At 64.1% G+C, this 25,801-nt stretch carries 9 protein-coding genes; 1 reads left to right on the forward strand and 8 read right to left on the reverse strand.

All coding sequences use genetic code 11. The features are described from left to right. Positions 1–22: 22 nt before the first annotated feature. From ACF8MC_RS15505 to ACF8MC_RS15515, 3 genes are all read right to left on the reverse strand, one after another. Positions 23–17,875, reverse strand: a complete 17,853-nt coding sequence (locus ACF8MC_RS15505; RefSeq protein ID WP_392423538.1) for an amino acid adenylation domain-containing protein — start codon at positions 17,873–17,875, stop codon at positions 23–25. Between the two features lie 612 nt (positions 17,876–18,487). Next, positions 18,488–19,177 (reverse strand): LrgB family protein, encoded by a 690-nt coding sequence (locus ACF8MC_RS15510; protein WP_004936833.1) that lies wholly within the window; start codon positions 19,175–19,177, stop codon positions 18,488–18,490. Then, on the reverse strand, positions 19,170–19,592 hold the full coding sequence (locus ACF8MC_RS15515) for a CidA/LrgA family protein (RefSeq protein ID WP_004936830.1): 423 nt from the start codon (positions 19,590–19,592) through the stop codon (positions 19,170–19,172). Before ACF8MC_RS15515 ends, ACF8MC_RS15510 begins: the two co-directional genes overlap by 8 nt. A 140-nt stretch (positions 19,593–19,732) precedes the next feature. Here ACF8MC_RS15515 and ACF8MC_RS15520 point away from each other — a divergent pair, with 140 nt between their 5' ends. Beyond that, positions 19,733–20,620 (forward strand): LysR family transcriptional regulator, encoded by an 888-nt coding sequence (locus tag ACF8MC_RS15520; RefSeq protein WP_025304429.1) that lies wholly within the window; start codon positions 19,733–19,735, stop codon positions 20,618–20,620. A gap of 76 nt (positions 20,621–20,696) precedes the next feature. Here the strand turns inward: ACF8MC_RS15520 and ACF8MC_RS15525 are convergent, their stop codons facing one another. The 5 genes from ACF8MC_RS15525 to ACF8MC_RS15545 all read right to left on the reverse strand — a co-directional run bounded on the left by ACF8MC_RS15525 (position 20,697) and on the right by ACF8MC_RS15545 (position 25,799). Continuing rightward, a complete protein-coding gene (locus ACF8MC_RS15525) occupies positions 20,697–22,346 on the reverse strand; it encodes a Na+/H+ antiporter (protein WP_033636184.1) in 1,650 nt (549 codons plus the stop codon). 196 nt (positions 22,347–22,542) lie between these two features. Further along, complete coding sequence (locus ACF8MC_RS15530; protein WP_033636185.1) at positions 22,543–23,904, reverse strand: NCS2 family permease; 1,362 nt, start codon at positions 23,902–23,904, stop codon at positions 22,543–22,545. Between the two features lie 331 nt (positions 23,905–24,235). Next, entirely contained in the window at positions 24,236–24,643 is a 408-nt protein-coding gene (locus tag ACF8MC_RS15535) for a VOC family protein (protein WP_033649719.1), read from the reverse strand. 47 nt (positions 24,644–24,690) lie between these two features. Next, positions 24,691–25,359 carry a glutathione S-transferase family protein gene (locus tag ACF8MC_RS15540; protein ID WP_033649718.1) on the reverse strand — a complete coding sequence of 223 codons (669 nt, stop codon included), beginning with the start codon at positions 25,357–25,359 and terminating at the stop codon, positions 24,691–24,693. After that, positions 25,356–25,799: a lipocalin-like domain-containing protein gene (locus ACF8MC_RS15545; protein ID WP_047570370.1), complete on the reverse strand. Its 444-nt coding sequence runs from the start codon at positions 25,797–25,799 to the stop codon at positions 25,356–25,358. The genes ACF8MC_RS15540 and ACF8MC_RS15545 overlap by 4 nt, the downstream gene beginning before the upstream one ends. Positions 25,800–25,801 lie beyond the last annotated feature (2 nt).

The following is a 25,801-nucleotide window of genomic DNA, read 5'->3' on the forward strand; positions in this document are numbered from 1 at the left end:
TCATCGGATACATCCCGCCGGCTTACGCCTGTCCGAGCTCGCGCAACGCCAGATTGAAGTGTTGCCCCAGCTCACGCCGATGAACCGGATGCTCCATCATCGACACATGGTCGCCGTTGACCTGGCTGACGCGGACGGTCGCCGGCGGCAGCAGCTTATCCCATCCCAACGCGGAAGCGTCTTCGCGGCAATATCCCGCCTGCTTGATCCTCTGCCAATACGCCTGGAACTGTGCGTTCTGCGAATTGACGGAAACCTGCTCCTGCTTCGCCTTGAACAGATGGATTTTCAGCGATGCGGGCTGCACCAGGGTCGCTTCCACCAGTTTGGCGTAGTGGTGCCGCTGCTGCCAGAGCGCCGCCTCGTCGGCCACTTCCTCACGCTGAGTCTTGATCCCGGCGCGTTGCACGGCCGCGATCGCCTCCGGCAACGGCAGCTCGGCCAACTGCTGACAGAACTGCGGATCCGGCCTTTCCTGCGTTGACTCCACCCAGTTCAGCAACAGCTGGACCGGGCTGTGCATCGCCTCCACCGGCCGCAACGTGTCGATCAACCCCAGGAAGGCGACCGCTTCCCCGGCCGATTGCAGCTGCTCGGCGATGGCATAGGCCAACACCCCGCCGGAAGAGTACCCCGCCAGATGGTATGGCCCCTGCGGCTGCACTTCGCGAATCAACGCCACGGCGCTGGCGGCCATATCGGACATGGTGGCCGGCTTCTCCTCCACCGCCGGCCACGGCACGGCGTAGACCGGGAAGGTCTCGTCGATCTCCTTGGCCAATTCAAACACGTAGGAGTGGTCGCCAAAGCCGGTCGGGACGAAGAATAGCGGCGGCCGGCTGCCGCTGCTGCGAGCCGGCACCGCTTTGCGCAGCGGAGCCTCTGCGGTGCGACGATCTATCTGCTCGGCCAGCTCGGCCAATATCGGATGGTTGAAGATCGCCTGTACCGGCAAGGTGATGCCTTGCTGACGCAGCTGGCTGGAAAGACGTACCGCCAGCAGCGAATGGCCACCGAGCTCGAAGAAATTGTCGTGGCGCCCTATCTGGCCAATCTCGAGCAGCTCGCACCATACCCGCGCCAGCGTCGTTTCGGTCTCCCCCTGAGGCGCCGCATATTCCCGAGTGCCGACTGCCGCACGCTCCGGCTCCGGCAAGGCACGCCGATCCAGCTTGCCGTTGGCGGTCAACGGCAGCGCATCCAGCCAGACATAAGCCGACGGCACCATATACTCCGGCAAACGTTCGCTCAGATAGGCCCGTAGCTGTCCCTGCAACGCGCTGTGGTCAACGTCGGCCGTCGGTACGATCCAGGCGACCAGGCGCGGATGATGTTCCGTCGAACAAACCTGCACCACCGCTTCCCGCACCCACGGGCTTGCCGCCAGCTGCCCCTCAATCTCGCCCGGTTCGATGCGGAACCCGCGCAGCTTGATCTGCTGATCGCATCGCCCCTGGTATTCAAGACTGCCGTCCGGCAAATAACGCGCCAGATCGCCGGTGCGATACATGCGGCCGCCACCGACCGGATTGAACGGATCGCTCAGGAAGCGCTGTGCCGTCAGTTCCGGTCGGTTCAGGTAGCCCAACGCCACCCCCACGCCGCCGATGTGCAATTCCCCCACCGCCCCCATCGGCACCGGGCGCCCGCGGGCGTCCAGCAAGTAAGCGCGGGTATTGCCGATCGGTTTCCCAATCGGCAAGCGCGCCTCCCCTTCAGCCCGCTCGATACGTGCCGTTGTCGCAAAGGTGGTGGTCTCCGTCGGCCCATAGGCATGGATCAGGTGCACCGGCCCCCGCTCTTGCAACAACCGCGCATAAGCGCCCGGATCCTCTTTCTCCCCTCCGCTAATCAGATATTTCAACTGCGCCAGTGCGCCGCTGATGCTATGCACATACTGATTGAACAGCGCAGTGGTCAAGAACAGCGTGGTGATGCGATGGCGTTGCAGTTCGGCCGCCAGACGCTCGGCCTCCATCATCACCTCCGGCGCGATCACCACCAGCGCACCGCCATTCAACAGGGCGGCCCAAACCTCCATCGTGCTGGCATCAAATGCCGGGTTGGCGGCAAAGGCGATGCGGTCGTCGGCGTCAAAGGCGGCGTAGCGGTTGTTGCGCACCAGACGCGTGATACCCTGGTGCGGCGTCATGACGCCTTTCGGCGTACCGGTCGAGCCGGAGGTATACATGATGTAAGCCGTCGCGCCGCTCGACACGCGCAACGCCGGGTTACCGTTATGATCTTCAGCTTCGCGATCCTCGACCGTCAGCTGCGGGATCTCCTCGTCGCCGATGGCGTCCGTCAGCATCAGGCAGGCGCCGCTGTCATCGGCGATCCACGCCTGACGCGCGGCCGGCAGTTGCGGATCGATGGGCACATACGCCGCCCCGGCCTTGATTACCGCCAATTGGGCGCAGACCAGTTCGATGCTGCGCGCCAGCCGCACCGCGACCCGGTCGCCCGGTTGTACGCCGCGCTCAATCAGCCGATGCGCCAACCGGTTGGCGCGCGCATTCAACTGTGCGTAGCTGAGCCGTTGCGCATCCTGGATCAAAGCGATGGCCTGCGGCGTCTGCCGCGCCTGCTGTTCAAACAGTTCGTGCACGCAGGTATCCGCCGGGTAAGCTTCCGCCGTATGATTCCAGCGGCACAGCTGCAGCGCATACTCTTCATCCGGCATCACCTCCAGTTCACAGACCGGTGTCTGAGGCGCCTGCTCCAATGCCTGCGCCAATGCGCTCAACGCCTGCGCCATATAGCCACACACGCGCTGCGCTTCAATCGGCTGCCTGACCTGCGCCGTCAGGCCCAGCGAATCACCGCCGTCCTCGACCGACAGCACGAACGGATAGTTGGTGCGTTCCTGGCTATCGAGCAGCGTCACGCCGGTCGGCAATGCGGTATCCTCGCCGCTGTTATGCCGGTAGTTCAGCAGGGCACTGAACAGCGGCGTGCCCGCGGCGACGCCGCTGCAGCGCTGCGCCAACGCCAGCGGCGCATGCTCATGGGCCAGCAGCCCGCTCAGCCGGATGTGCGCCTGCAACACCGCCGATTCCGCGCCGACCTCGTTGACATCCAGCCGCAGCGGCAACGTATTGATAAACAATCCGAGCGCCCGTTCCGCCCCGTCTCCGGCCTGCATGCGGCCCAACAATACGGTGCCGAATACCACCTCATCGCGGCCGGTAGCGCGCGCCAACACCTGCGCCCAGGCCAGGTGGCACAGGCTGGCCAGGCTGACGCCCAGCCGCCGCGCCTGCCGCCGCAGCTGTTGGTTGAGCGCAGGCGGTAAGGCCAGGTGCGCCGTCGAGATATCCCGCCCTTCGCCATGCACGTCGCTCAGGCCGAACGGCAGCGACGGTTCATCGATATCCGCCAGCATAGTGCGGAAGAACCGTTCGTGTTCTGCCTTGCTGACGCCGAGCCTTGCCTGCGCCACCGCGTTGCGGAACGGCGGTGCCTTGGCCAGTTCGTCCCCGCGCCCGGCCAGGATCAGGTTGATCTCCTCCTGCATCACCGCCAGGGTCGAGTGGTCGCCGATCAGGTGATGCCATTGCTGGAGCACGCACCAACTGCCTTCTTCCCCCTGTGCGGCGACAAAGCTCAGCAACGGTGCGCGCGTCAGATCAGGCCGCACGCGGCGCGGATCAAACAACGCCGTCAGCCGCGAACCGATCTCGCCCTCTGCCGGATTGAGCCGCAGTTCTCGCAGCGACAACTCGGCCTTGCGCCACACCACCTGCACCGGTGATGACACGCCCTGCGTGATGAACGCGGTGCGCAGAATGTCATGGCGATCGATCACCTGCTGCATCGCCGCCAGCCAGGCGTCCAGGCGCGCACGGCTGTCGAAACGCAGCACCGCGGACAGCTGGTACGGGTCGCCCCGTTCCGCCAGCAGATGGTGGAACAAAATCCCCTCCTGCAGCGGCGACAAGGCGTAGATATCCTGTACGTTGGCCACGCCGCCCGGCACCTGCGCCACCACCGCGTCGATCTCCGGCTGGCTCAGCGTCGCCAGCGGCAACATCTCCGGCGTAATGGCTACGCAGCCCGGTAGGATACCGTTGGCCGGCACGCTCACTTCCTGCTGCGTGACCAACGTCTGCGCCAGCGTTGACAGCGTCGGCGCGGTGAACAGCGTTTGCACCCCGGCGCTCAGCCCGACACGGCGCAGCTGCGCCATCAACTTCACCGCCAGCAGCGAGTGGCCGCCCAATTCGAAGAAGTTATCGTGGCGCCCGACCCGCTCAATGCCCAGCAGCTCGCGCCAGATCCCCGCCAGCAGCGTTTCCAGTTCGCCTTCAGGTTCGGCGTAAACCTCACGCACGTAGGCGTCCTCCTGCGGCTCAGGCAGCGCGCGCCGATCCAGTTTGCCGTTCGGCGTCAGCGGTAGCGTATCCAGCGCCACCCAGGCCGCCGGCAGCATAAACTCCGGCAACATCCCCGCCAGATACTGTCGCAGCGTCACCGCCAACGTCTGGCGATCCGCGTCAGCCTCCGGCACCACCCAAGCTACCAGTCGCTTATTGTCCGCTTCGCCGAGGACATCCACCACCGCTTCGCGCACCGCCGAATGACCGGCCACTCGCGCCTCGATCTCACCGCATTCGATGCGGAAGCCGCGAATTTTCACCTGCCGATCGTTGCGTCCCAGGTAGTCGATATTGCCGTCCGGCAGATAGCGTGCCAGATCGCCGGTGCGATACATCCGCTCGCCTGGGTTAAACGGATCCGCCAGGAATCGCTCTGCCGTTAACTCTGCGCGGTTGAGATAACCCAGCGCCACCCCGGGGCCGGCGATGTAGATCTCGCCGGTCGCGCCGAGCGGCACCGGTTGCCCGTGCTCATCCAGCAGATAAATCCGGGTATTGCCGATCGGCCGCCCGATAGGCAAACGCTGCCATGGATCCACTCGCTCGATCGTGGCCGTCGTGGCGAACACCGTACACTCGGTCGGCCCATAAGCGTTGATCAGCCGTACCGGCCCAGCCTCTTTCAGCATGCGGGCAAAGGCGTGCGGATCCGCCGCTTCACCGCCGCTCAGCAGATATTTCAACTGCGCCAGCGTCGCGGCGATGCTATGGGCATATTGGTTAAACAACGAGGTGGTCAGGAACAAGACGTTAATCCCTTGCCGCACCAGCGCCGCCGCCAACGCCTCGGCTTCCGTCAACACTTCCGGCGCAATGATCGCCAGACTGGCGCCATTCAACAGGGCTCCCCACATTTCCAGCGTGCTGGCGTCAAACGCCGGATTGGCGGCGAAAGCGAAGCGATCGCCGCGTTCAAACGACGCAAAACGATTGTTGATCGCCAGCCGGAGGATGCCTTGGTGCGTCACCATGACGCCTTTAGGCGTACCGGTCGAGCCCGAGGTATACATGATGTAGGCCGGCGCGTCGCCGGCGCGAGGCACCGCCGGATCGTGGGTCGGATTCTGCCGCAGCCGATCGATACGCAGGCAGGCGATCTCGCCGGCTATCTCGCGGTCGATATCGCGATCGCACAAGATCAACGACGCCCCGCTGTCGCCGATGATCCACGCCTGCCGCGCTACGGGCAGGTGCGGATCGAGCGGCACATAAGCGCCCCCCGCCTTGAGGATCGCCAGTTGGGCGATGACCAGAGAAACGCTGCGTTCAAGCGACGTGGCCACGCGATCGCCCGGGCGCACGCCCTGCGCGATGAGTTGGTGCGCCAGTTGGTTGGCGTGGGCGTTCAATTGGGCGTAGCTCAGGCTGTCCCGATCGTTCACCACCGCAACGGCGTCCGGCGTACGCTGCACCCACTGTTCAAACAGGACGTGGGCACTGCTCTGCGCCGGATAAACTTCCGCGGTTCGGTTCCAGCCGTACAACAACAGTTCGCGCTCGGCAGCCGGCAGCAGATCGAGATGCGACGCAGGCTGCGTAGCATTTGTCGCCATCGCCCGCAGCACCTGCACCAGGTAAACGCCGTAACGTTCGGCGGTAGCGCGGTCGAACAGCGCCGTGGCGAAGTTCAGCGTCCCGCTGATTTGCTCGTCGCGCTCCGCCAGATCGAGCGTCAAATCATACTTGGCGATCTGATAGCCCAACTCGGCACTCTCGGCCTGCAGCCCAGGCAGCGAGATATCGCGCACCGAGCCGTCCTGCCAGGCCAACATCACCTGGAACAGCGGGGTATAACCCAGGTGGCGCGGCGGATTGACCAGCTCCACCACCTGCTCGAACGGCAGATCGCGATTTTCCCGAGCCGCCAGCACCGCGTGGCGGATCCGCGCGATCAGCGTCGGCAGATCAGGATCGTCGCGAAGATCGATGCGCAGCGCCAGCGTGCTGACGAAGAAGCCGACCAGCGATTCGGTTTCCAGCCGGCCACGGTTGGCCTCCGGCGTACCGATCACCAGCTCCTGCTGCCCGGCCATGCGCGCCAGCACCAGGCTCCAGGCCGCCAGCACCGTCATGAACAACGTGCCGCCATGCTGCCGGCTGAACTGCCGCAGCGCCTGCGTCAGCTCGGCGTCGATCGCGATCGGCACCTCCCCGCCGCTGAAAGACTGCACCGTCGGACGCGGCCGGTCGGTCGGCAGCGTCAGCAGCGCCGGCGCATCGCTCAGCGTTTCGCGCCAGTATTGCGCCTGCGCCGCCAGCCGCTCCGGCGTCAGATAGCGACGCTGCCAGGCGGCGTAATCTGCGTATTGCAGCGGCAGCGGCGGCAGCGGATCGGCATCGCCGCGACGCAAAGCGCCGTACAACGCCCCCAGTTCACGCAGCAGAATGCCGGTCGACCAACCGTCGGAAATGATGTGATGACAGGTGAGCAGGAACAGGTGCTCCTCATCCGCCAGGCGGATCAGCGCGGCGCGCACCAGCGGCCCCTGCGTCAAATCAAAAGGCGCCTCCGTCAGGCGCTGCGCCAGTTGCCGCGCCTGGCTCTGAGCATCCTGCCGCCCACGCAGATCGTGAACCGTCAACGGCAGCGCGTCTGCCGGCAGAATGTGCGCCTGCGGCTGCCCCTCGACGGTGACAAACCGGCTGCGCAACGCTTCGTGGCGGGCATAGAGCGCATCCAGGCTCTGCCGCCAGGCGGGCAGATCCAGCTCGCCGCGCAGGCTCAGCGCCAGGGGAATATGGTAAGTTTCACTCAGGCCTTCCAACTGCGTCAGGAACCACAAACGCTGCTGAGCAAACGACAGCGGCAACGCGGCGCCGCGTGGCATAGCCTCGATCGGCGGCAGCGCCTCATCGGTTCTCCGCAGTTGCTGCGCCAATGCCAGCAGCGTCGGGTTGGCGAACAGGACCTGCAACGGCAGCTGCCATTCCACCTGCTGCAGACGGTTGGTCAGACGCACCGCCAGCAGCGAGTGGCCCCCCAGCTCGAAGAAGTTATCGTGGCGCCCGACCCGCTCCACGTTCAGCAGTTCGCGCCAGATCGCCGCCAGCAGCGTTTCGTGTTCACCCTGCGGCGCTTCGTACGCCGCCTGGCTCTGCACCCCCTGCGGCTCCGGCAACGCCCGCCGATCCAGTTTGCCGTTCGGCGACAGCGGCAACGCCGCCACCACCACCCAGGCCGACGGCACCATATAGTCCGGCAGCGCCGCGCTCACATGCTGCCGCAGCGCGCCCGCCAGCGTCTCTTCCGCCACGTCCGCCGCCGGCACCACCCACGCCACCAGCCGTTTGTCGTCGCCCACCGCCCGTGCATCCACCACCGCTTCGCGCACCGCCGGGTGCGTCGCCAGCGCCGCCTCTATCTCGCCGCATTCGATGCGGAAGCCGCGGATTTTTACCTGCTGATCGTTGCGCCCCAGGTACTCGATGTCGCCGTTCGCCAGATAACGCGCCACGTCGCCGGTGCGGTACATCCGCCCGCCCGGCGCGAACGGATCGGCAAGGAAGCGCTCCGCCGTCAGTTCGGGCCGGTTCAGGTAGCCCCGCGCCACCTGCACCCCGCCGATATACAGCTCGCCCACCGCCCCCAGCGGCACCGGCTGCCCGCGCTCGTCCAGCAGGTAGATGCGCGTGTTGGCGATCGGCCGCCCGATCGGCACCGACACCCGGTCCGCCTCCCGCGAACAGTGCCAGGCGGTCACGTCCACCGCCGCCTCCGTCGGCCCATACAGGTTATGCAACTCCGCCTGCGGCAGCCGGCGGTAAAACTCCGCCACCAGCGTCGCCGGCAGCGCTTCCCCGCTGCACATCACCCGCACCACCTGCCCGCAGCGCGTCGCCGCCTGCCCGTCCGCCAGGAAGCTTTGCAGCATCGACGGCACGAAGTGCAGCGTGGTGACGCCGTACTGTTCGATGGCGCGGCTCAGGTAGTCCGGATCCTTGTGCCCTTCCGGCTTCGCCATCACCAGACGCGCGCCGACCATCAGCGGCCAGAAGAACTCCCACACCGAGACGTCGAAGCCGAACGGCGTTTTTTGCAGCACCGTGTCCGCCGCCGTCAGGCCGTAGGCCTCCTGCATCCACACCAGCCGGTTGACCACCCCGCGGTGTTCGTTCATCGCGCCCTTCGGTTTGCCGGTCGAGCCCGAGGTGTAAATCACGTACGCCAGGTGCGACGCCTGCGCGCGCGGTGCCGGGTTCTCGGCGCTCAGCGTATCCGGCAGCGCCGCCTCCAGCGCCAGATGCGGCGTCGCAGGCTCGCCCAGCGCCGCCCGGCCGGCGGCGTCCGCCAGCAGCAGCACCGGGTCGGCATCCTGCAGGATGTACTGCAGGCGTTCGCCCGGATAGGCCGGATCGAGCGGCACATAGGCGCCGCCGGCCTTGAGGATACCGAACAGCGCCGTCACCATGTTCAGGCCGCGTTCGGCGCACACCGCCACCCGGCTGTCCGGGCCGACGCCGCGCGCTATCAGCGCGTGCGCCAGCCGGTTGGCGCGGGCGTTCAGCTGGGCGTAGCTCAGGCTTTCCGCTCCGCTCACCAGCGCGGTGGCGTCCGGCGTGCGGCGCACCTGCTGCTCGAACAGCGCCGCCAGCGTCTGATCCAGCGGGTAGTCACGCTCGGTGCGGTTCCAGCCATGCAGCAGCAGTTCGCGTTCCGCCTCCGGCACCACCGCCAGTGAACACACCGGCGTCTCCGGCGCCTGCTCCAGCGCTTGCGCCAGTGAGCTCAGCGCCTGCACCATATAGTCACACACCCGCTGGGCATCGACCGTCTCGGTCACCTGCGCCGTCACGCCCAGCGAATCGCCGCCGTCCTCCACCGATAACACGAACGGATAGTTGGTGCGCTCTTCGGCGCTCAGCAGGCTGACACCTTCTGGCAACGCCACTGCTTCGCCGTTGTTGTGGCGATAGTTGAGCAAGGCGCTGAACAGCGGCGCCCCAGGGCTGACGCCGCTGCAGCGCTGCGCCAATGCCAGCGGCGCATGTTCATGCGCCAGCAGCCCGCTCAGCCGCACGTGTGCCTCTCTTGCCGCCGTCTCCACGCCTCGCCGATCGATGTCCAGACGCAGCGGCAACGTGTTGATAAACACCCCCAATGCCCGTTCCGCGCCTTCGCCGCCCTGCAGACGCCCCAGCAATACGGTGCCGAACACGACCGCGTCTCGCCCGCTGACGCTCGCCAGCACCTGCGCCCAGGCCAGATGGCACAGGCTGGCCAGGCTGACGCCCAGCCGCCGCGCCTGTCGCCGCAACCGCAGGTTCAGCGCCGAAGAGAGCGCCTGGTAGCGGCAGGCAATTTGCCGCCCTTCGCCATGCACGTCGCTCAGGCCGAACGGCAGCACCGGCTCGCGGATATCCGCCAACATGTCGCGGAAGAAGCTTTCGTGCTCAGCCTCGCTGAGAGCCAGGCGCGCCTGCGCCACCGCATTGCGGAACGGCTGGGCGATGCCCAGCTGTGCCCCACGGCTGGCGAGGATCTCGCCGATCTCTTGCTCCATGAAGGCCAGCGTGGAGTGATCGCCAATCAGATGATGCCACTGCTGCAAGGCGCACCAGCTGCCGTCCTCCTCCTGCGTGACGGTAAAGTTGAGCAGCGGCGCGCGGGTCAGATCCTGCCGCTGCTGCAACGGATCAAAGCTGGCCGCCAGCTGTTGCCAAATCGGGCCATCAGCCGGATCGAAACGCCGCTCGCTCAGCGCCAGCTCAGCCTTGCGCCACACCACCTGCACCGGCGAGGACATGCCCTGCGTGATGAACGCAGTGCGCAGAATGTCATGGCGATCGATCACCTGCTGCATCGCCGCCAGCCAGGCGTCCAGGCGCGCACGGCTGTCGAAACGCAGCACCGCGGACAGCTGGTACGGGTCGCCCCGTTCCGCCAGTAGATGGTGGAACAAAATCCCCTCCTGCAGCGGCGACAAGGCGTAGATGTCCTGTACGTTGGCCACGCCGCCCGGCACCTGCGCCACCACCGCGTCGATTTCCGGCTGGCTCAGCGTCGCCAGCGGCAACATCTCCGGCGTAATGGAGGCCCCGCCCGGTAAAATCCGGTTTTCCGGTATGTCGACCTCACCTTGCGCGCTCATCGCCTGCGCCAGCGCCGACAGCGTCGGCGTTGAGAACAGCGTCTGCACGTTCGCTCCCCAACCGGCGCGCCGCAGCTGAGCCATCAACTTCACCGCCAGCAGCGAGTGGCCCCCCAGTTCGAAGAAGTTATCGTGGCGCCCGACCCGCTCCACGTTCAGCAGCTCGCGCCAGATCGCCGCCAGCAGCGTTTCGTGTTCACCCTGCGGCGCTTCGTACGCTGCCTGGCTCTGCGCCCCCTGCGGCTCCGGCAACGCCCGCCGATCCAGTTTGCCGTTCGGCGACAGCGGCAACGCCGCCACCACCACCCAGGCCGACGGCACCATATAGTCCGGCAGCGCCGCGCTCACATGCTGCCGCAGCGCGCCCGCCAGCGTTTCTTCCGCCACGTCCGCGGCCGGCACCACCCACGCCACCAGCCGTTTGTCGTCGCCCACCGCCCGTGCATCCACCACCGCTTCGCGCACCGCCGGGTGCGTCGCCAGCACCGCCTCTATCTCGCCGCATTCGATGCGGAAGCCGCGGATTTTTACCTGCTGATCGTTGCGCCCCAGGTACTCGATGTCGCCGTTCGCCAGATAACGCGCCACGTCGCCGGTGCGGTACATCCGCCCGCCCGGCGCGAACGGATCGCTCAAGAAGCGCTCCGCCGTCAGTTCAGGCCGGTTCAGGTAGCCCCGCGCCACCTGCACCCCGCCGATATACAGCTCGCCCACCGCCCCCAGCGGCACCGGCTGCCCGCGCTCGCCCAGCAGGTAGATGCGCGTGTTGGCGATCGGCCGCCCGATCGGCACCGACGCCCGCTCCGCCTCCCGCGAACAGTGCCAGGCGGTGACGTCCACCGCCGCCTCCGTCGGCCCATACAGGTTATGCAACTCCGCCTGCGGCAGCCGGCGGTAAAACTCCGCCACCAGCGTCGCCGGCAGCGCTTCCCCGCTGCACATCACCCGCACCACCTGCCCGCAGCGCGTCGCCGCCTGCCCGTCCGCCAGGAAGCTTTGCAGCATCGACGGCACGAAGTGCAGCGTGGTGACGCCATACTGTTCGATGGCGCGGCTCAGGTAATCCGGATCCTTGTGCCCTTCCGGCTTCGCCATCACCAGGCGCGCGCCGACCATCAACGGCCAGAAGAACTCCCACACCGAGACGTCGAAGCCGAACGGCGTTTTTTGCAGCACCGTGTCCGCCGCCGTCAGGCCGTAGGCCTCCTGCATCCACACCAGCCGGTTGACCACCCCACGGTGTTCGTTCATCGCGCCCTTCGGTTTACCGGTCGAGCCCGAGGTGTAAATCACGTACGCCAGGTGCGACGCCTGCGCGCGCGGTGCCGGGTTCTCGGCGCTCAGCGTCTCCGGCGACGCCGCCTCCAGCGCCAGCTGCGGCGTCACGGGTTCGCCCAGCGCCGCCCGGCCGGCGGCGTCCGCCAGCAGCAGCACCGGGTCGGCATCCTGCAGGATGTACTGCAGGCGTTCGCCCGGATAGGCTGGATCGAGCGGCACATAGGCGCCGCCGGCCTTGAGGATACCGAACAGCGCCGTCACCATGTTCAGGCCGCGTTCGGCGCACACCGCCACCCGGCTGTCCGGGCCGACGCCGCGCGCTATCAGCGCGTGCGCCAGCCGGTTGGCGCGGGCGTTCAGCTGGGCGTAGCTCAGGCTTTCCGCTCCGCTCACCAGCGCGGTGGCGTCCGGCGTGCGGCGCACCTGCTGCTCGAACAGCGCCGCCAGCGTCTGATCCAGCGGATAGTCACGCTCGGTGCGGTTCCAGCCATGCAGCAGATGCTCCCGTTCGGCGGGCGGCAACAAATCGATATGGGATACTGACCGTGGGCTATTCAGCGTCATCGCCCGCAGCGCCTGTACCAGGTAAACGCCGTAGCGTTCGGCGGTGGCGCGATCGAACAATGCCGTGGCGAAGTTCAGCGTACCGCTGATGCCTTCGCCGGTATCGGCCAGATCGAGCGTCAGATCAAACTTCGCCGCGCTGTATTCCAGCCCGGCCAGCTCGGCCTGCAGCCCAGGCAGCGGAATATCGCGCACCGAGCCGTCCTGCCAGGCCAGCATCACCTGGAACAGCGGGGTATAGCCCAGATGACGCGGCGGATTGACCAGTTCCACCACCTGCTCGAACGGCAGATCGCGATTTTCCTGCGCCGTCAGCACCGTGTGGCGGATCCGCGCGATCAGCGTCGGCAGATCCGGATCGTCGCGAAGATCGATGCGCAGCGCCAGCGTGCTGACGAAGAAGCCGACCAACGATTCGGTTTCCAGCCGGCCACGGTTGGCCTCCGGCGTGCCGATCACCAGCTCCTGCTGCCCGGCCATGCGCGCCAGCACCAGGCTCCAGGCCGCCAGCACCGTCATGAACAGCGTGCCGCCATGCTGCCGGCTGAATTGCCGCAGTGCCTGCGTCAGCTCGGCGTCGATCGCGATCGGCACCTCCCCGCCGCTGAAAGACTGCACCGTCGGACGCGGCCGGTCAGTCGGCAGCGTCAGCAGCGCCGGCGCACCGATCAGCGTTTCGCGCCAGTATTGCGCCTGCGCCGCCAGCCGCTCCGGCGTCAGATAGCGACGCTGCCAGGCGGCATAATCCGGGTATTGCAGCGGCAGCGGCGGCAGCGGATCGGCATCGCCGCGACGCAATGCGCCGTACAACGCCCCCAAATCACGCAGCAGAATGCCGGTCGACCAACCGTCGGAAATGATGTGATGACAGGTGAGCAGGAACAGGTGCTCCTCATCCGCCAGGCGGATCAGCGCGGCGCGCACCAGCGGCCCCTGCGTCAAATCAAACGGTTGAGTGGCCGCCTGACGGCACAGCGTGTCGGCTTGCGCGGGGTGACGTCGCAGATCGTGGAACGCAAGCGGCAGCCCGTTTGCCGGCAAAATCTGCACCTGTGGCCGATCTTCCCGGGTGATGAACCGGCTACGCAGCGATTCGTGACGCGCATAGAGCACATCCAGACTATGTTGCAGCGCCTGCCGGTCCAACCGGCCGTGCAGCCGCAGCGCCAGGGGGATATGGTAGGTTTCGCTCATCCCCTCCAACTGGGTCAGGAACCACAGGCGTTGCTGGGCGAACGACAGGGGCAAATCGCCGTCGCGCGCCACCGGCAGTATCGGCAGCGGTTCCTGAGCCGGCGCAACTTCCAGCGCCTGCGCCAGCACGTGCAGTACCGGGCTGGCGAACAGCGCCTGCAACGGTAACTGCCATCCGGCCTGTTGCACGCGGTTAGCCAAGCGCACCGCCATCAGCGAATGCCCGCCCAGTTCGAAGAAGTGGTCATAGCGACCGACGCGCTCTACGCCCAGCAGCTCGCGCCAGATAGCCGCCAGCAGATTTTCCGCCTCGCCCTGCGGCGGCGCATAGGCTTCACGCACATAGGCGTCGACCTGCGGCACCGGCAGAGCCCGCTTGTCCAATTTGCCGTTGCCGGTCAGCGGCAACGCCTCCAGCCAAACGTAAGCCACCGGCACCATATAATCCGGCAGCCGCGCCTGCAGATGCTGACGCAGCCCGGTCGCCAGCGTAGCGCGTTCGGCTTCCGGTGCCGGAACCACCCACGCCACCAGTCGCTTGCCCCCGTCGCCATCGTCAATCGCGTCCACGGCTACGCTGCGCACGCGCGGATCGGTACTCAGCTGAGCCTCCACCTCGCCGCATTCGATACGGAAACCGCGGATTTTTACCTGCTGGTCATTGCGCCCCAGGTATTCGATATCGCCACCCGGCAGATAGCGCGCCAGATCGCCGGTACGATACATGCGCGCACCCGGCGCCCGGTTGAAAGGATCATCGAGAAAACGTTCCGCCGTCAATTCGGGCCGGTTCAGGTAACCCCGCGCCACCCCTTCGCCGCCGACGTACAGTTCGCCGATCGCCCCCATTGGCACCGGTTCGCCGTCGGCGCCCAGCAGATACAAGCGCAAATCCGGGATGCGGCTGCCGATCGGACTGGTGGTGATCGCCGTATCCTGCGCCGACAGCGGTCGATAAGTCACATGCACCGTGGTCTCGGTGATACCGTACATGTTGATCAACCGTGTCTGCCGGTTCTCTGGACGAGCAAACCACGGCGCAAGATCGCAAGGCTTCAGCATTTCGCCACCGAACACGATCTCGCGTAGCTGCTGGCGCGCTTCGCTGTGCGCCTGAGCCTGGATAAAGGCTTTGAAGGCGCTCGGCGTCTGGTTCAATACCGTGATGCCGCTGCGGCAGACGAAATGATAAAAATCCGGCGCCGAGCGGGCGATCGCCTGCGGTACGATGAACAGCTGGCCGCCATACAGCCAGGCGCCCCAGATCTCCCAGACCGAGAAGTCGAAGGCGAATGAGTGGAACAGGCACCACCTGTCGGCGGCGCTGAAGTTGAACCAGGCGTTCGTCGCGCTGAACAACCGCGCGACCTGCCGGTGCTCCACCATCACCCCTTTGGGTTTGCCGGTCGAGCCGGAGGTATAAATCACATATGCCAGGTGCGCCGGGCGCACCCCGACGTCCTGCAGATCGTCGCTTTCTCCCCTCAGTGGCTGTTCCAGCGCCAGCACCGGCACCTCGCAGTCACCCAGCGCTTGTCGGCCGAGCTCATCCGCCAACAGCAGCACCGGCGCTGAGTCCGCCAGGATGTACTGTAGCCGCTCGCCGCTATAGGCGGGATCCAGCGGCACGTAGGCGCCGCCGGCTTTGAGGATCCCCAGCAGCCCGACCAGCATCGGCAGCCCGCGCCCGGCACACAGCGCCACCAAGCTGTCCGGCTGCACGCCAAGCTGTACCAGCCGATGGGCCCAACGGTTCGCCTGGGTATTCAATTCCGCGTAGGTCAGGCTGTCATCGCCATACGTCACCGCGATCGCCTCCGGCGTCCGTTTGACCTGTGCTTCGAACAACCGGTGCAGACAGGCCGTCGGCGAATGTGAAGCGACGGTGTGGTTGAGGCCCTGCAGCAACTGCGCGCGTTCTTCCTCGGAAACCAGACTGAGTTCGCCGACGGTGCGACGATGAGAACCCGCCCTCACCGCGTCGTTGAGCAGCATCAGCAGATGTTGCGTCGCCCGCAACATCTGCTCGTCAGCCACGGAGGCGGCGTCGTAGACCCAACGGAAAGCGCCGTCAGCCTTGCAGATTTGCAATACCGCGCGCGAGCCGGAAGCCATGATGGCGGCAACCCCCTCGTCTTCAGGCTGCAACCCCTGCGCCGAGCGCCGGCTGACGATCGATACCGCCGTCGGCCAAGTCTGAGACGCTCGCAGGTCCGCATCGCGCGTCAGCAACGCGGGATGATAATCGGCATGAGCGCGCAGCTGGCTATATTCCTGTTCCAGCGCGGCCAACGCCTGCTGGAAATTGCCGGTGTGATCAACAGAGACCTGCAGCGGCAGCACGCGCGCGCTCAGGTGAGCCCAACGCCCCCAATTCCGATCGTCCGGGGTGATCCACCCCAGCTGAAAATCGGTTTCATTGCACATGCGCGCCAGATAAAGGGTTGCTGCCGCCAGCACCTGCTCGCCGGCAATTTTTTCCAGGCGCTGCCAGGCCGTCGCCTGCCAGCGTGCGGGAAGATCCGCCTGGCGGCCAGGCCCCGGCGGGAACGGCGCCGGATAATAACGCGTCAGGCGCGGTTGCCAAAAAGCGGCGCTATCGGCGCTGGCGCCATACGCCGCGCCTAACAGCGAGGCTTCGGCAGCGTTAATCGTCGGCAAGACCGAGCCGACAGACAGGCCGCAGGCCTGCGCCAGCGCATCGCCTGGCTGAGCCGAGCCGTCGGCGCGCAAGAACGGCCCGACGCGCACCACGCCGGGGTTCGCGGCAATTACCCAGCCGTCGGCCTCGACGTGCAGCAGGGTACCGGGTTCGGCCTGCCGCTCATCGCTCACCGCCTGCAGCGCCGTCACGCCCAACACGCGCTCCGCCAGCAGCATCTTCGCCGCGCATCCCGCGCCATGGCTCAGCGAGCTCACCAGGCGCTGCAGCGCCTCAGCCGGGCGATCCCAACGAATGATGCCGCCGGCAGGCGGTTGCCGACGGTTGGTGTAAAAGCTGCCGCCGGCCTCGGCATCCGCCAGCGCCGCCACTTGCCGATCCAACGCCTCGATCGTCCCCGCCGTTGATGCGTTCAGCGCCCGTAAAATAAACTGGAAACGGCGCTGCAAAACATCCAGATCGCCTAATGAATTTGCATAATCGGCGTCAGAAAAAGTGACGTCCAGCTCATTCGCCTGCTGGTCTTCATACAGCATAATCTGTAGATCGCCGGACGGAATATTCCCGCCATAATACCAACGGGTGCGGCATCCCCAGAAAGGATCGCCGTGGTCGAAAGAAACAATGTTAATTGAAGGGCCAAACCAGGCGGAATCCGTCGCGCCATTGTCACGCCGAATGTCCTCCCCACGATATAATTGATGACGAACCACTTTTGCTATTTCGGCTGCGACCTTTTGGATAAATTCGGCCAGACTCAGCTGGGGTTCAACCTTGATAATCAAAGGGACAACGTTAGAGGTCATACCAATACTGTTTCGTTCTCTCGTTCCGGTCACCGGCATGCTGAAATTAAGATATTCACTGCCGGTCAGGCTGTAGAAACATAATGCTACGGCGGCGGCCAATATATGTGCGCGGTGTACGCCGATATTGTCAGCTTGTTGCTGCAGCTGATCCAATGCCTCTTTTTCCAGCAGCTGCGTGTTGCGGTTCATCGCGGCGTCCGGGGTCAATATGGCTCTACGCGACAAACTCTGCGGCGCAGCGGCAGTATATTCCCGCCAAAAAGCCTGATCGGAAGAAAAGCGTGAAGAGTCGCGGTATTTGATGTCGTTTTCATAAAGCAGAGAGAAATTGCAGTTGGCGAATTCAGGGATGACACCGCCGGACGCCAGCGCGTTATAGTAAGCCGCGATGCGCCGCATCACTTCCTCGGCACTGCGGCCGTCGGTGATCATATGGTGGAAACGCCGATAGAGGACATAGCGCTGCGGAGCGAGCGTAATCACATAAAAACTAAAAGGTTCCTCTCCCGTGGCGCGGCGCGGCAGCGCCGCATCCGCCACCATCCAGCGTCTGGCAGCCTGCAGAGGATCGGGTTCCTTACTGAGATCGAGTGTGAACAGCGGCTCATGTGTGCGTGGCGCGCGGTATTGATAAAGCTCACCGTCTTTTTCCACAAAATGCGCTTGCAGAGCCGGCGTTTCTTCGACGATAGCATCGATGGCTTGCCGCAGCAGCTTAACGTCGAGAGGCCCGTCAACCTGCCCATAGCCCCAGATATTGAACGACAACTCTTTGGAAATATTTTCCCCCAGCCAGAGTTCACGCTGGGCGATAGTCATTTCATGCAGTTCGACTTTCTCCGCCGCGGCCTGAGCACCCGTACGGAGTTCCCCACTCTTCACATCAGTTTGTTTGTTCATAATATTCTCTAGCACGTTTTCATTACGTTAATGAAAGGGACCGTCCGGATTTAGGCAAAGCCTGGCCGTCCGACAGTTCAGGTCAGAATAAAAAAACCGTAGAAAAGTTGGGTCTCCCCCCAACTAAGAAAGGATGAAATGGTTAATCCAGAGGTTCCCCCTGTGCCTCAATTTGTTGAGCTGTGAAGTATAGGAGAGGATATTTTTTTTGGCGAAATGTGCGAAAGGGAATAAATGACCATTTTATTTCCCCGATATTACTCAGGGATGACGAGCGTATTCCGCTTGTATTAATCTGAGATAATTAGAGAGGAACTCATATTCTTTTGTATTATTCACCGCAGTTAATGTGCAGCAATGCTTACGATAAGAGCCTCTCCATATCAATAAGTTATACTTTATTGTTTTTATGATAATAATTTATTATTTAATTAATTCATTGGCATTTAAAATGAACGGCAATTTTGCTCGCGGCGCATCTATCGTTTTTTGTTATAACGATGGGAAAAATTATGCTGAAAAATTTCTTCGTTTTTTCGGGCGTCAATCAACGGCATCGTTCCCAATGCCAGACAACGTAAAACGGGGCGGCAGAGCCCGCCCCGAGAGGTCTTACCACATCAGCCGGCCGATCAGCGGCGCGGCCACCACCGTGATAATGCCGGCCAACATCATCACCAGGCTCGACACCACGCCCTCCTGCGGCCCCAGTTCATAAGCGCGGGCGGTGCCGGCACCGTGCGACGAGGCGCCAAATCCGGCCCCCTTCGCCAGGCGACTGCGCACCGCCAGCCGCAGAAACAGAATGTCGCCCACCGCCATGCCGAACACCCCGGTGATCACCACGAACAGCGCCACCAGATCCGGCTGCCCGCCCATCTGTTTGGCGGCCTCCAGCGCGAACGGCGTGGTAATCGAACGCACCGCCAGGCTGCGCTGCACCTCTTCCGGTAGCGTCAGCAGGCGCGCCAGCCACACCGAGCTGTACACCGCCACCAGCACCGCCGTCGTTACCCCGGCGGTCAGCGACAGCCAGTGGCGGCGGATGATGTGCAAATTCTCGTACACCGGCACCGCAAAGGCGATGGTCGCCGGCCCCAGCAGCCACAGCAGCCAGTGGGTTTCGCCGATATAGTCCTGATAGGAGATGTGGGTGACCACCAGCAGCAGCACCAGGATCATCGGCGTCAGCACCAGCGGCATCAGCAGTAACGTGCGGCGGCGGCGGTACAGCTTCTTGTTGGCGAAGTAGAGCGCCAGCGTCGCCAGGAAGCAGGCCAGGCTGAGGATAAAATCATTCATGGCGCTGCTTCCGCCGCTGCAGCCAAATCTCCAGCCTATACACCCTGTCCACCACCAGCCCGGTAGCGCCCAGCGTCAGCATGGTGCTGACCGCGATCACCAGAAAGATCTTCCAGCCCTCGACCATCAGCAACTGAGCATAGTTGACCACCGCCACCACCGCCGGCACGAAGAACAGCAGCATTTCCGCCAGCAGCCAGCGGGAACCGGCCTTGACCCAGCTCAGCGGCAGAATGCGCAGCAGGATCAGCGCCAGCAGCATCAGCATGCCGACGATATTGGCGGGGAGCGGCAGGTGGAATTGTTGCACCAGGCGATCGGCGATCAGGAACAGCGCCGCATACAACGCCACCTGAATCGGCACCTGCAAACGGGTCAGCAGGGAGGGGGCAACGCGGCGTAACGCCAGAGACATGAAAGATGACCTCAAACAATAAATTGACGGCCTACAGTATACGCAGCCGGGAAACCACGCCTGAAATGAATTAAAATTATCGACATCATGCCGGCTGGGAATAGTTTCCCGCCGGTAGCGCCCTCAAGGAGGCCCCTAACGTGGATGTCCGCACCCTGCGCTACTTCGTTGAAGTGGTGCGCCAGCAAAGCTTCACCCGCGCCGCGGAAAAACTGTTCGTCACCCAGCCCACCATCAGCAAGATGCTGCGGCATCTGGAAGAGGAGCTGGAATGCACGCTGCTGATCCGCGAAGGCCGCAAGCTGCGCCTGACCGACAGCGGCCAGGCGGTGTATCAGCGCGGCCTGACGATCCTCGACGAATTCCGCCAGTTGGAGGCGGAGCTGGAAGACATCAGCTCGGTGAAAAAGGGCGTGCTGCGGCTGGGCATTCCGCCGATGGTGGGCAGGCAGATCGCCGATCTGATCCGCCGCTTTCGCCAGACCTATCCCGGCATCGAATTGAAAATTTCCGAGCTGGGCGGGCTGTCGGTCGAACAGGCGGTGATGTCCGGCGAACTGGATCTGGCGATGACGGTGCTGCCCTTCGATTCGGAACAGCCGCTGACCTTTCTGCCGCTGCTGGGCCACCCGATGTGCGTGGTGGCGCCGCGCACGCCGCAGTGGCTCAACCGCACCCGCATCAATATCGCCGAATTGGCCGACAGCCCGATCCTGATTTATAACGAAGACTTTGCGCTGTACAAGATGCTGATGAAGGCGTTTCGCCAGGCCGGTTTTGAACCGCAAATCGCGGTGCGCAGCGGCCAATGGGACTTTCTCGCCTCGATGGTGCAGGCCGGCGTGGGCATCGCCATGCTGCCGGAGCCGGTCTGCCGCTGGCTGGACAAGGAAAACCTGGTCTGGCTGCCGCTGGAGCCACGCATGGAGTGGAAAATCGGCCTGATCTGGCGCCAGGGCAGCTACCTGTCGCACAGCGCGCAGGCCTGGATCGCCTGCTGCCGCGACTACTGGCCGCCGCTCAAGTAGCCAAAAAACAAGGGCCGCACAGGCGGCCCTTCAGGACAGAAATAGAGAGGAAAAACGTTAATTCCTCGTCTGATGTTTACCCTTCGCGCTCGATCAGCAGCGCTTCGAGCAAGTCGAGATCGTGCAGCAGTTTTTGCAGCGTCTCGTTGCTGATTTTCTGCGTGGCGCGCAGGTGGTACAGCTCGCCGCGCTCGGCGCGCAGCGCCGTCAGGCGGAAACGCCGCTCGAGGTTTTCCATCGCCAGCGCATTCTCGATGTCGTCTTTCGAGGCGATACGCCGCCGCAGCATGCCCGTCACCCGCGAGCTGACCTCTTTCAACACCTGCGGATCGAGGTTCTCTTCGGTATCGGCAACCAGGCGCTCTTCCATTTTATTCACGCTCTCGATCGCCACTTCGGCCGCCATGGCGATCGCCATGCGTTCTTCCTGCTTGCTGGCGCTCTTGTCGGCCACCTGCACGCCGCGCAGCAGCAGCGGCAATGCCAGCACGCCGACGATCAACGACAGCAGGATCACCCCGGCGGCGATAAACACCAGCTGATAGCGCGCCGGGAAGGCGGTGCCGTCGCTCAGCAACAGCGGTATCGACAGCACACCGGCCAGGGTAATCGCCCCGCGCACCCCGGCGAACGACGCCACCCACAGCTCACGCGTGCTGTAATCGCCGAACTGCAGCGGGCGCTTTTTCATAAAGCGGTTGCTGGCCTTCTTCATTACCCACAGCCAGGTGAAACGCAGCACCAGCAACGCGGCGTAGATGGTGGCCACGTCGGCGAACAGGTACCAGGTCTGGATGGTCGGATCCAGCTCCGCCTGCAGGATGGAGGTCTCAAGAATGCCCGGCAGCTGCAGGCCCAACATGATGAACACCATGCCGTTGAATACGAATTCCAGCATCGCCCATACGCTGTTGGCGCGCAGGCGCATCGCCAGCGGCGCGTTGCGGATCACGCCGGACTGGCTGATGGTCATCCCCGCCGCTACCGCCGCCAGGATGCCGGAAACGCCGATATGTTCGGCGATCAGATAAGAAGCGAACGGCAGCAGCAGCAGGAACACGATCTGGGTCGCCGGATCGTCGCCGCTCCAGCGGCTCATCACCCGCAGCGATTTACTGTAGGTCCAGGTGACCGCCACGCCGGCCAGCAGGCCGCCGATCGCCACTTTGAGGAACTCGAGGGTTGCGCCGCCCACGGTGAACACCATGGTGCCCATCGCCACCGCGATGGCGAACTTGAGCGACACCAGGCCGGACGCGTCGTTCATCAGCGCCTCGCCTTCGAGCACGCCCATGATCGGCTTGGGAATGCGCCCTTTGCCGACGATGCCGGACAATGCCACGGCATCGGTCGGCGACAGCACCGCCGCCAGCGCGAAGGCCGCCACCAGCGGAATGCCCGGCACCATGGCGTAGATCAGATAGCCGACGCCGACCACGGTGATCAGCACCAGCACCAGCGCCAGGCCAAGAATTTCACGCCCGTGGTGCAGGAATTCGCGCGTTGGCGTTTTCCAGCCGTCGGCGAACAGCAGCGGCGGAATGAACAGCACCAGGAACAGTTCGGGATCAAAGTCGACGTGCAGCCCGAAATGCGGCCAGGCCAACAGGGCCCCAATGGCGATTTGCATCAGCGGCAGCGGCACCTGGAACGGCAACATGCGCGTCACCACCCCGGACAGGGAGACCACCAGGATCAAAATGAGGATTGTAAAAAAGATTTCCATGCTTTCCTTAGACTCTACGATTCAGACGACATCGGCTCAGGGCCTGCGTTGGTCCCGATAGTAGATCACTTTTTTTACAGCCGTTAAAGCTTGTTGTGCCTTTCAAAACGCGGTGCAGAGCAGAAGAAGACTTATCTTAAGAAGGGAATTGCCGTGACAGCTTCCCTCGCCCGCCGGGCGAGGGAAACCCGAGGGCTTAGATCGCCCAGCCGCCGGCGTAGAACGCCACCAGCGCCACGGCGATCAGCACGGTGCCGATGTTCAGCTTGCGCCATTCGCCGGAGAAGATGCGGCCGATGACCAGCGAGCTGAAGCCCAGCATGATGCCGGTAACGATGTTGCAGGTCAGCACGATGAACACCGCGCACAGCAGGCCGGCCATCGCGTCGACGAAGTCGTTGAAGTCCAGCTTGGTGACGTTGCTCAGCATCAGCAGGCCGACGTACATCAGCGCCGGTGCAGTGGCATAGACCGGCACCAGATAGGCCAGCGGCGACAGGAACAGGATCAGCAGGAACAGGATGCCGACCACGGTGGCGGTCAGGCCGGTCTTGCCGCCCGCGGCGGTGCCGGCGGCGGATTCGATGTAGACCGCGGCGGGCGCGGCGCCCACCAGGCCGGAGAAGATGCTGCTCAGGGAATCCGAGGTCAGCGCCTTGCCGCCGTTGATGATCTGCCCGTCTTTATCCAGCAGGTTGGCCTGCCCGGCCACCGCGCGGATGGTGCCGGTGGCGTCGAACACCGCGGTCATCACCAGCGCCAGCACGCTCGGCAACACCACCGGCTGCAACGCGCCCATGATATCCAGGCTGAAGATCAACGATTTGCCGTCAGCGTCCGCCAGGCTCGGCATGGCGAACAGCCCCTGGTATTTCACCGCCGGGTCGAAGATCAGGCCGATGATGGAAATGGCGATGATCACCAGCAGAATGCCGCCGGGCACGCGCAGTTTTTCCAGGCCGAAGATCACCGCCAGGCCGACCAGCGTCATTACCACCGGGAAGGAGGTGAACGCGCCGAGCGCCACCGGCAGGCCATCCAGCGGATTCTTCACCACCAGGCCGACGCCGTTGGCGGCGATCAGCAGCAGGAACAGACCGATACCGATGCCGGTGCCGTGCGCCACGCCCATCGGCAGGTTGCGCAGGATCCAGGCGCGGATACCGGTGACCGAGATGACGGTAAACAGTACGCCCATCAGGAACACCGCGCCCAGCGCCACCGGAATGCTGATGTGCTGGCCCAGCACCAGGCTGAAGGCGGTGAAGGCGGTCAACGAGATCGCACAGCCGATCGCCATCGGCAGGTTAGCCCACAACCCCATCAGCAGCGAGCCCAGACCGGCCACCAGGCAAGTGGAGACAAACACCGCCGCCGGCGGGAAGCCCGCTTTGCCCAGCATGCTCGGCACCACGATCACCGAGTACACCATCGCCAGGAAGGTGGTTAGCCCCGCCACCACCTCCTGGCGCACGCTGCTGCCGCGCGCGGAAATTTTAAAATAGCCATCAAGCCCGCCGGTTGGTTTTGCGGCGTGGTTCGCTTGAGAGTTCGACATAGGTTACTTCCCCTGTGTTTCATGAATCGGCCCGTCGCAGCAGGCCTGTAATCTCGCCCGCGCCCGATCGTCACGTAATCGTTTACGTCACGTTCCGCATCCGTGCCCTTCCGTCGCAGCGCCAACGGCGATGCGCACCAAGGCAAACGTTTAACTCGCAGCGCGCGGTACGGGTGATTTATGGTGGTTTATTCAAGGCAAACGATTATCCTGCCTTCCCTAGCGTCTAATCAACTAAAGATCGCGGCAATTTATGCAGAAAGCGGCGGAAATGGCGCCTGCATGATAAAACCGGGGTGACGGGCGCCCCGCGAATTCCGTCACGGCGGGGTTATTGCGCCTGCACCGCCGCGGGATCCATATACATCAACTCCCAGATATGGCCGTCCAGATCCTGAAAACCGTGGCCGTACATCACGCCGTAGTCCCGCGGCGGGTGGTAGGTGTTGCCGCCGCCGGCGACCGCCTTGCGCACCAGTTCGTCCACCGCCGCCCGGCTGGGCTGCGACAGGCACACCAGCACTTCGGTGGCCTGTTTAGCGTCGCCGATCGGGTTCGGGGTAAACCCCCTGAATTTGTCATGGGTCAGCAGCATCACGTAAATCGTGTCGCTGACCACCATGCACGCGGCGGTGTCATCGGTAAATTGCGGGTTGAAAGTGAAACCCAGGCGGGTGAAAAACGCCATCGAGGCGGGCAGATCGCGTACGGGCAGGTTAACGAAGATTTGCGTAGCCATGGGCTACCTCCGATGAAGAATGACCCCATCGAGTATAGCCCATCCGGTTAACTCAGCAGGTCGTAAGGGCCGCCCTGCTCCAACGCCCGCTGGTAGGCGGGCCGGGCGTGAATGCGCTGCAGAAAGCCGCGCAGTTTCGGGCAATCATCCAACGCGCCGCGCGCCGCCATCGCCTCCAGCGGGAAGCTCATCTGTATGTCCGCCGCGCTGAAGTCGTTGCCGACGAACCAGCTGCCCTTGTTCAGGTGCTGCTCGAGATACTCGCAGTGCGGCGCGATCTGCTTGTCGAGATATTCGCGCTGCACGCCCTTGCCGATCGCGCCGGCCACCGGCCGCAGCAGCCAGGGGATCGGCGGCTGGCCGAGGCGGCTGAACACCAGTTTCATCACCAACAGCGGCATCAGCGATCCTTCGGCGTAGTGCAGCCAGTAGCGGTATTGCTGGCGCGCGTGGAAGTCGGTCGGCATGAACATCCCTTGCGCGTCATAGGCTTCCTGCAGGTATTCGATGATGGCGCCGGATTCCGCCAGCGTCAGATCGCCGTCGACGATCACCGGTGATTTGCCCAGCGGGTGGATCTTTTTCAGCGCCGCCGGCGCCAGCATGGTCTGCGGATCGCGTTCGTAGCGTTGCACCTGATAGGGCACGCCCAGCTCTTCCAGAAACCACAGAATGCGCTGCGAGCGCGAATGATTGAGATGATGAACAATGATCATAAAGAAGCTCCTGTCCGCTGCCACACCAGTTCGCCCACCTGCACGCCGTTGCCGAGCTGCAAGGGCACCGTGCGCAACGTCAGCCGATCGCCGCTGAAAGCGTAAAAACGCACCTGACGGCTGCCTACCCAGTTGGGGAACGAACAGCCTTCGACCTGATGCACCACCCGCTGTTCGCTTTCCTCCACCTGATAGCGGCCGAAGTAGCAAATCATATTGATGAAGGCCGCGCGGATCTCCCGCTCGGACCCCTGCGCCAAATCGTCGGCGGCGAAACGCGGCCGCACGGCACTGTACAGCTGCGCCGCCATCGTGCCGTTGGCCTCATAGTGGATTCGCCCCAACACCTGCTCGCCCAGCGGGTAATTCAGCTCGCCGTTCTGGTTTTTGAACACCGACGACACCAGCGCCCAACTGCCGATAAACGCGTTTACCGTCATTA

Origin of the sequence: Serratia sp. LACPHL-BACT-2024-00286 (genome assembly GCF_043109535.1) — a bacterium.
In the GTDB taxonomy this organism is placed as follows: Bacteria; Pseudomonadota; Gammaproteobacteria; order Enterobacterales; family Enterobacteriaceae; genus Serratia; species Serratia sarumanii.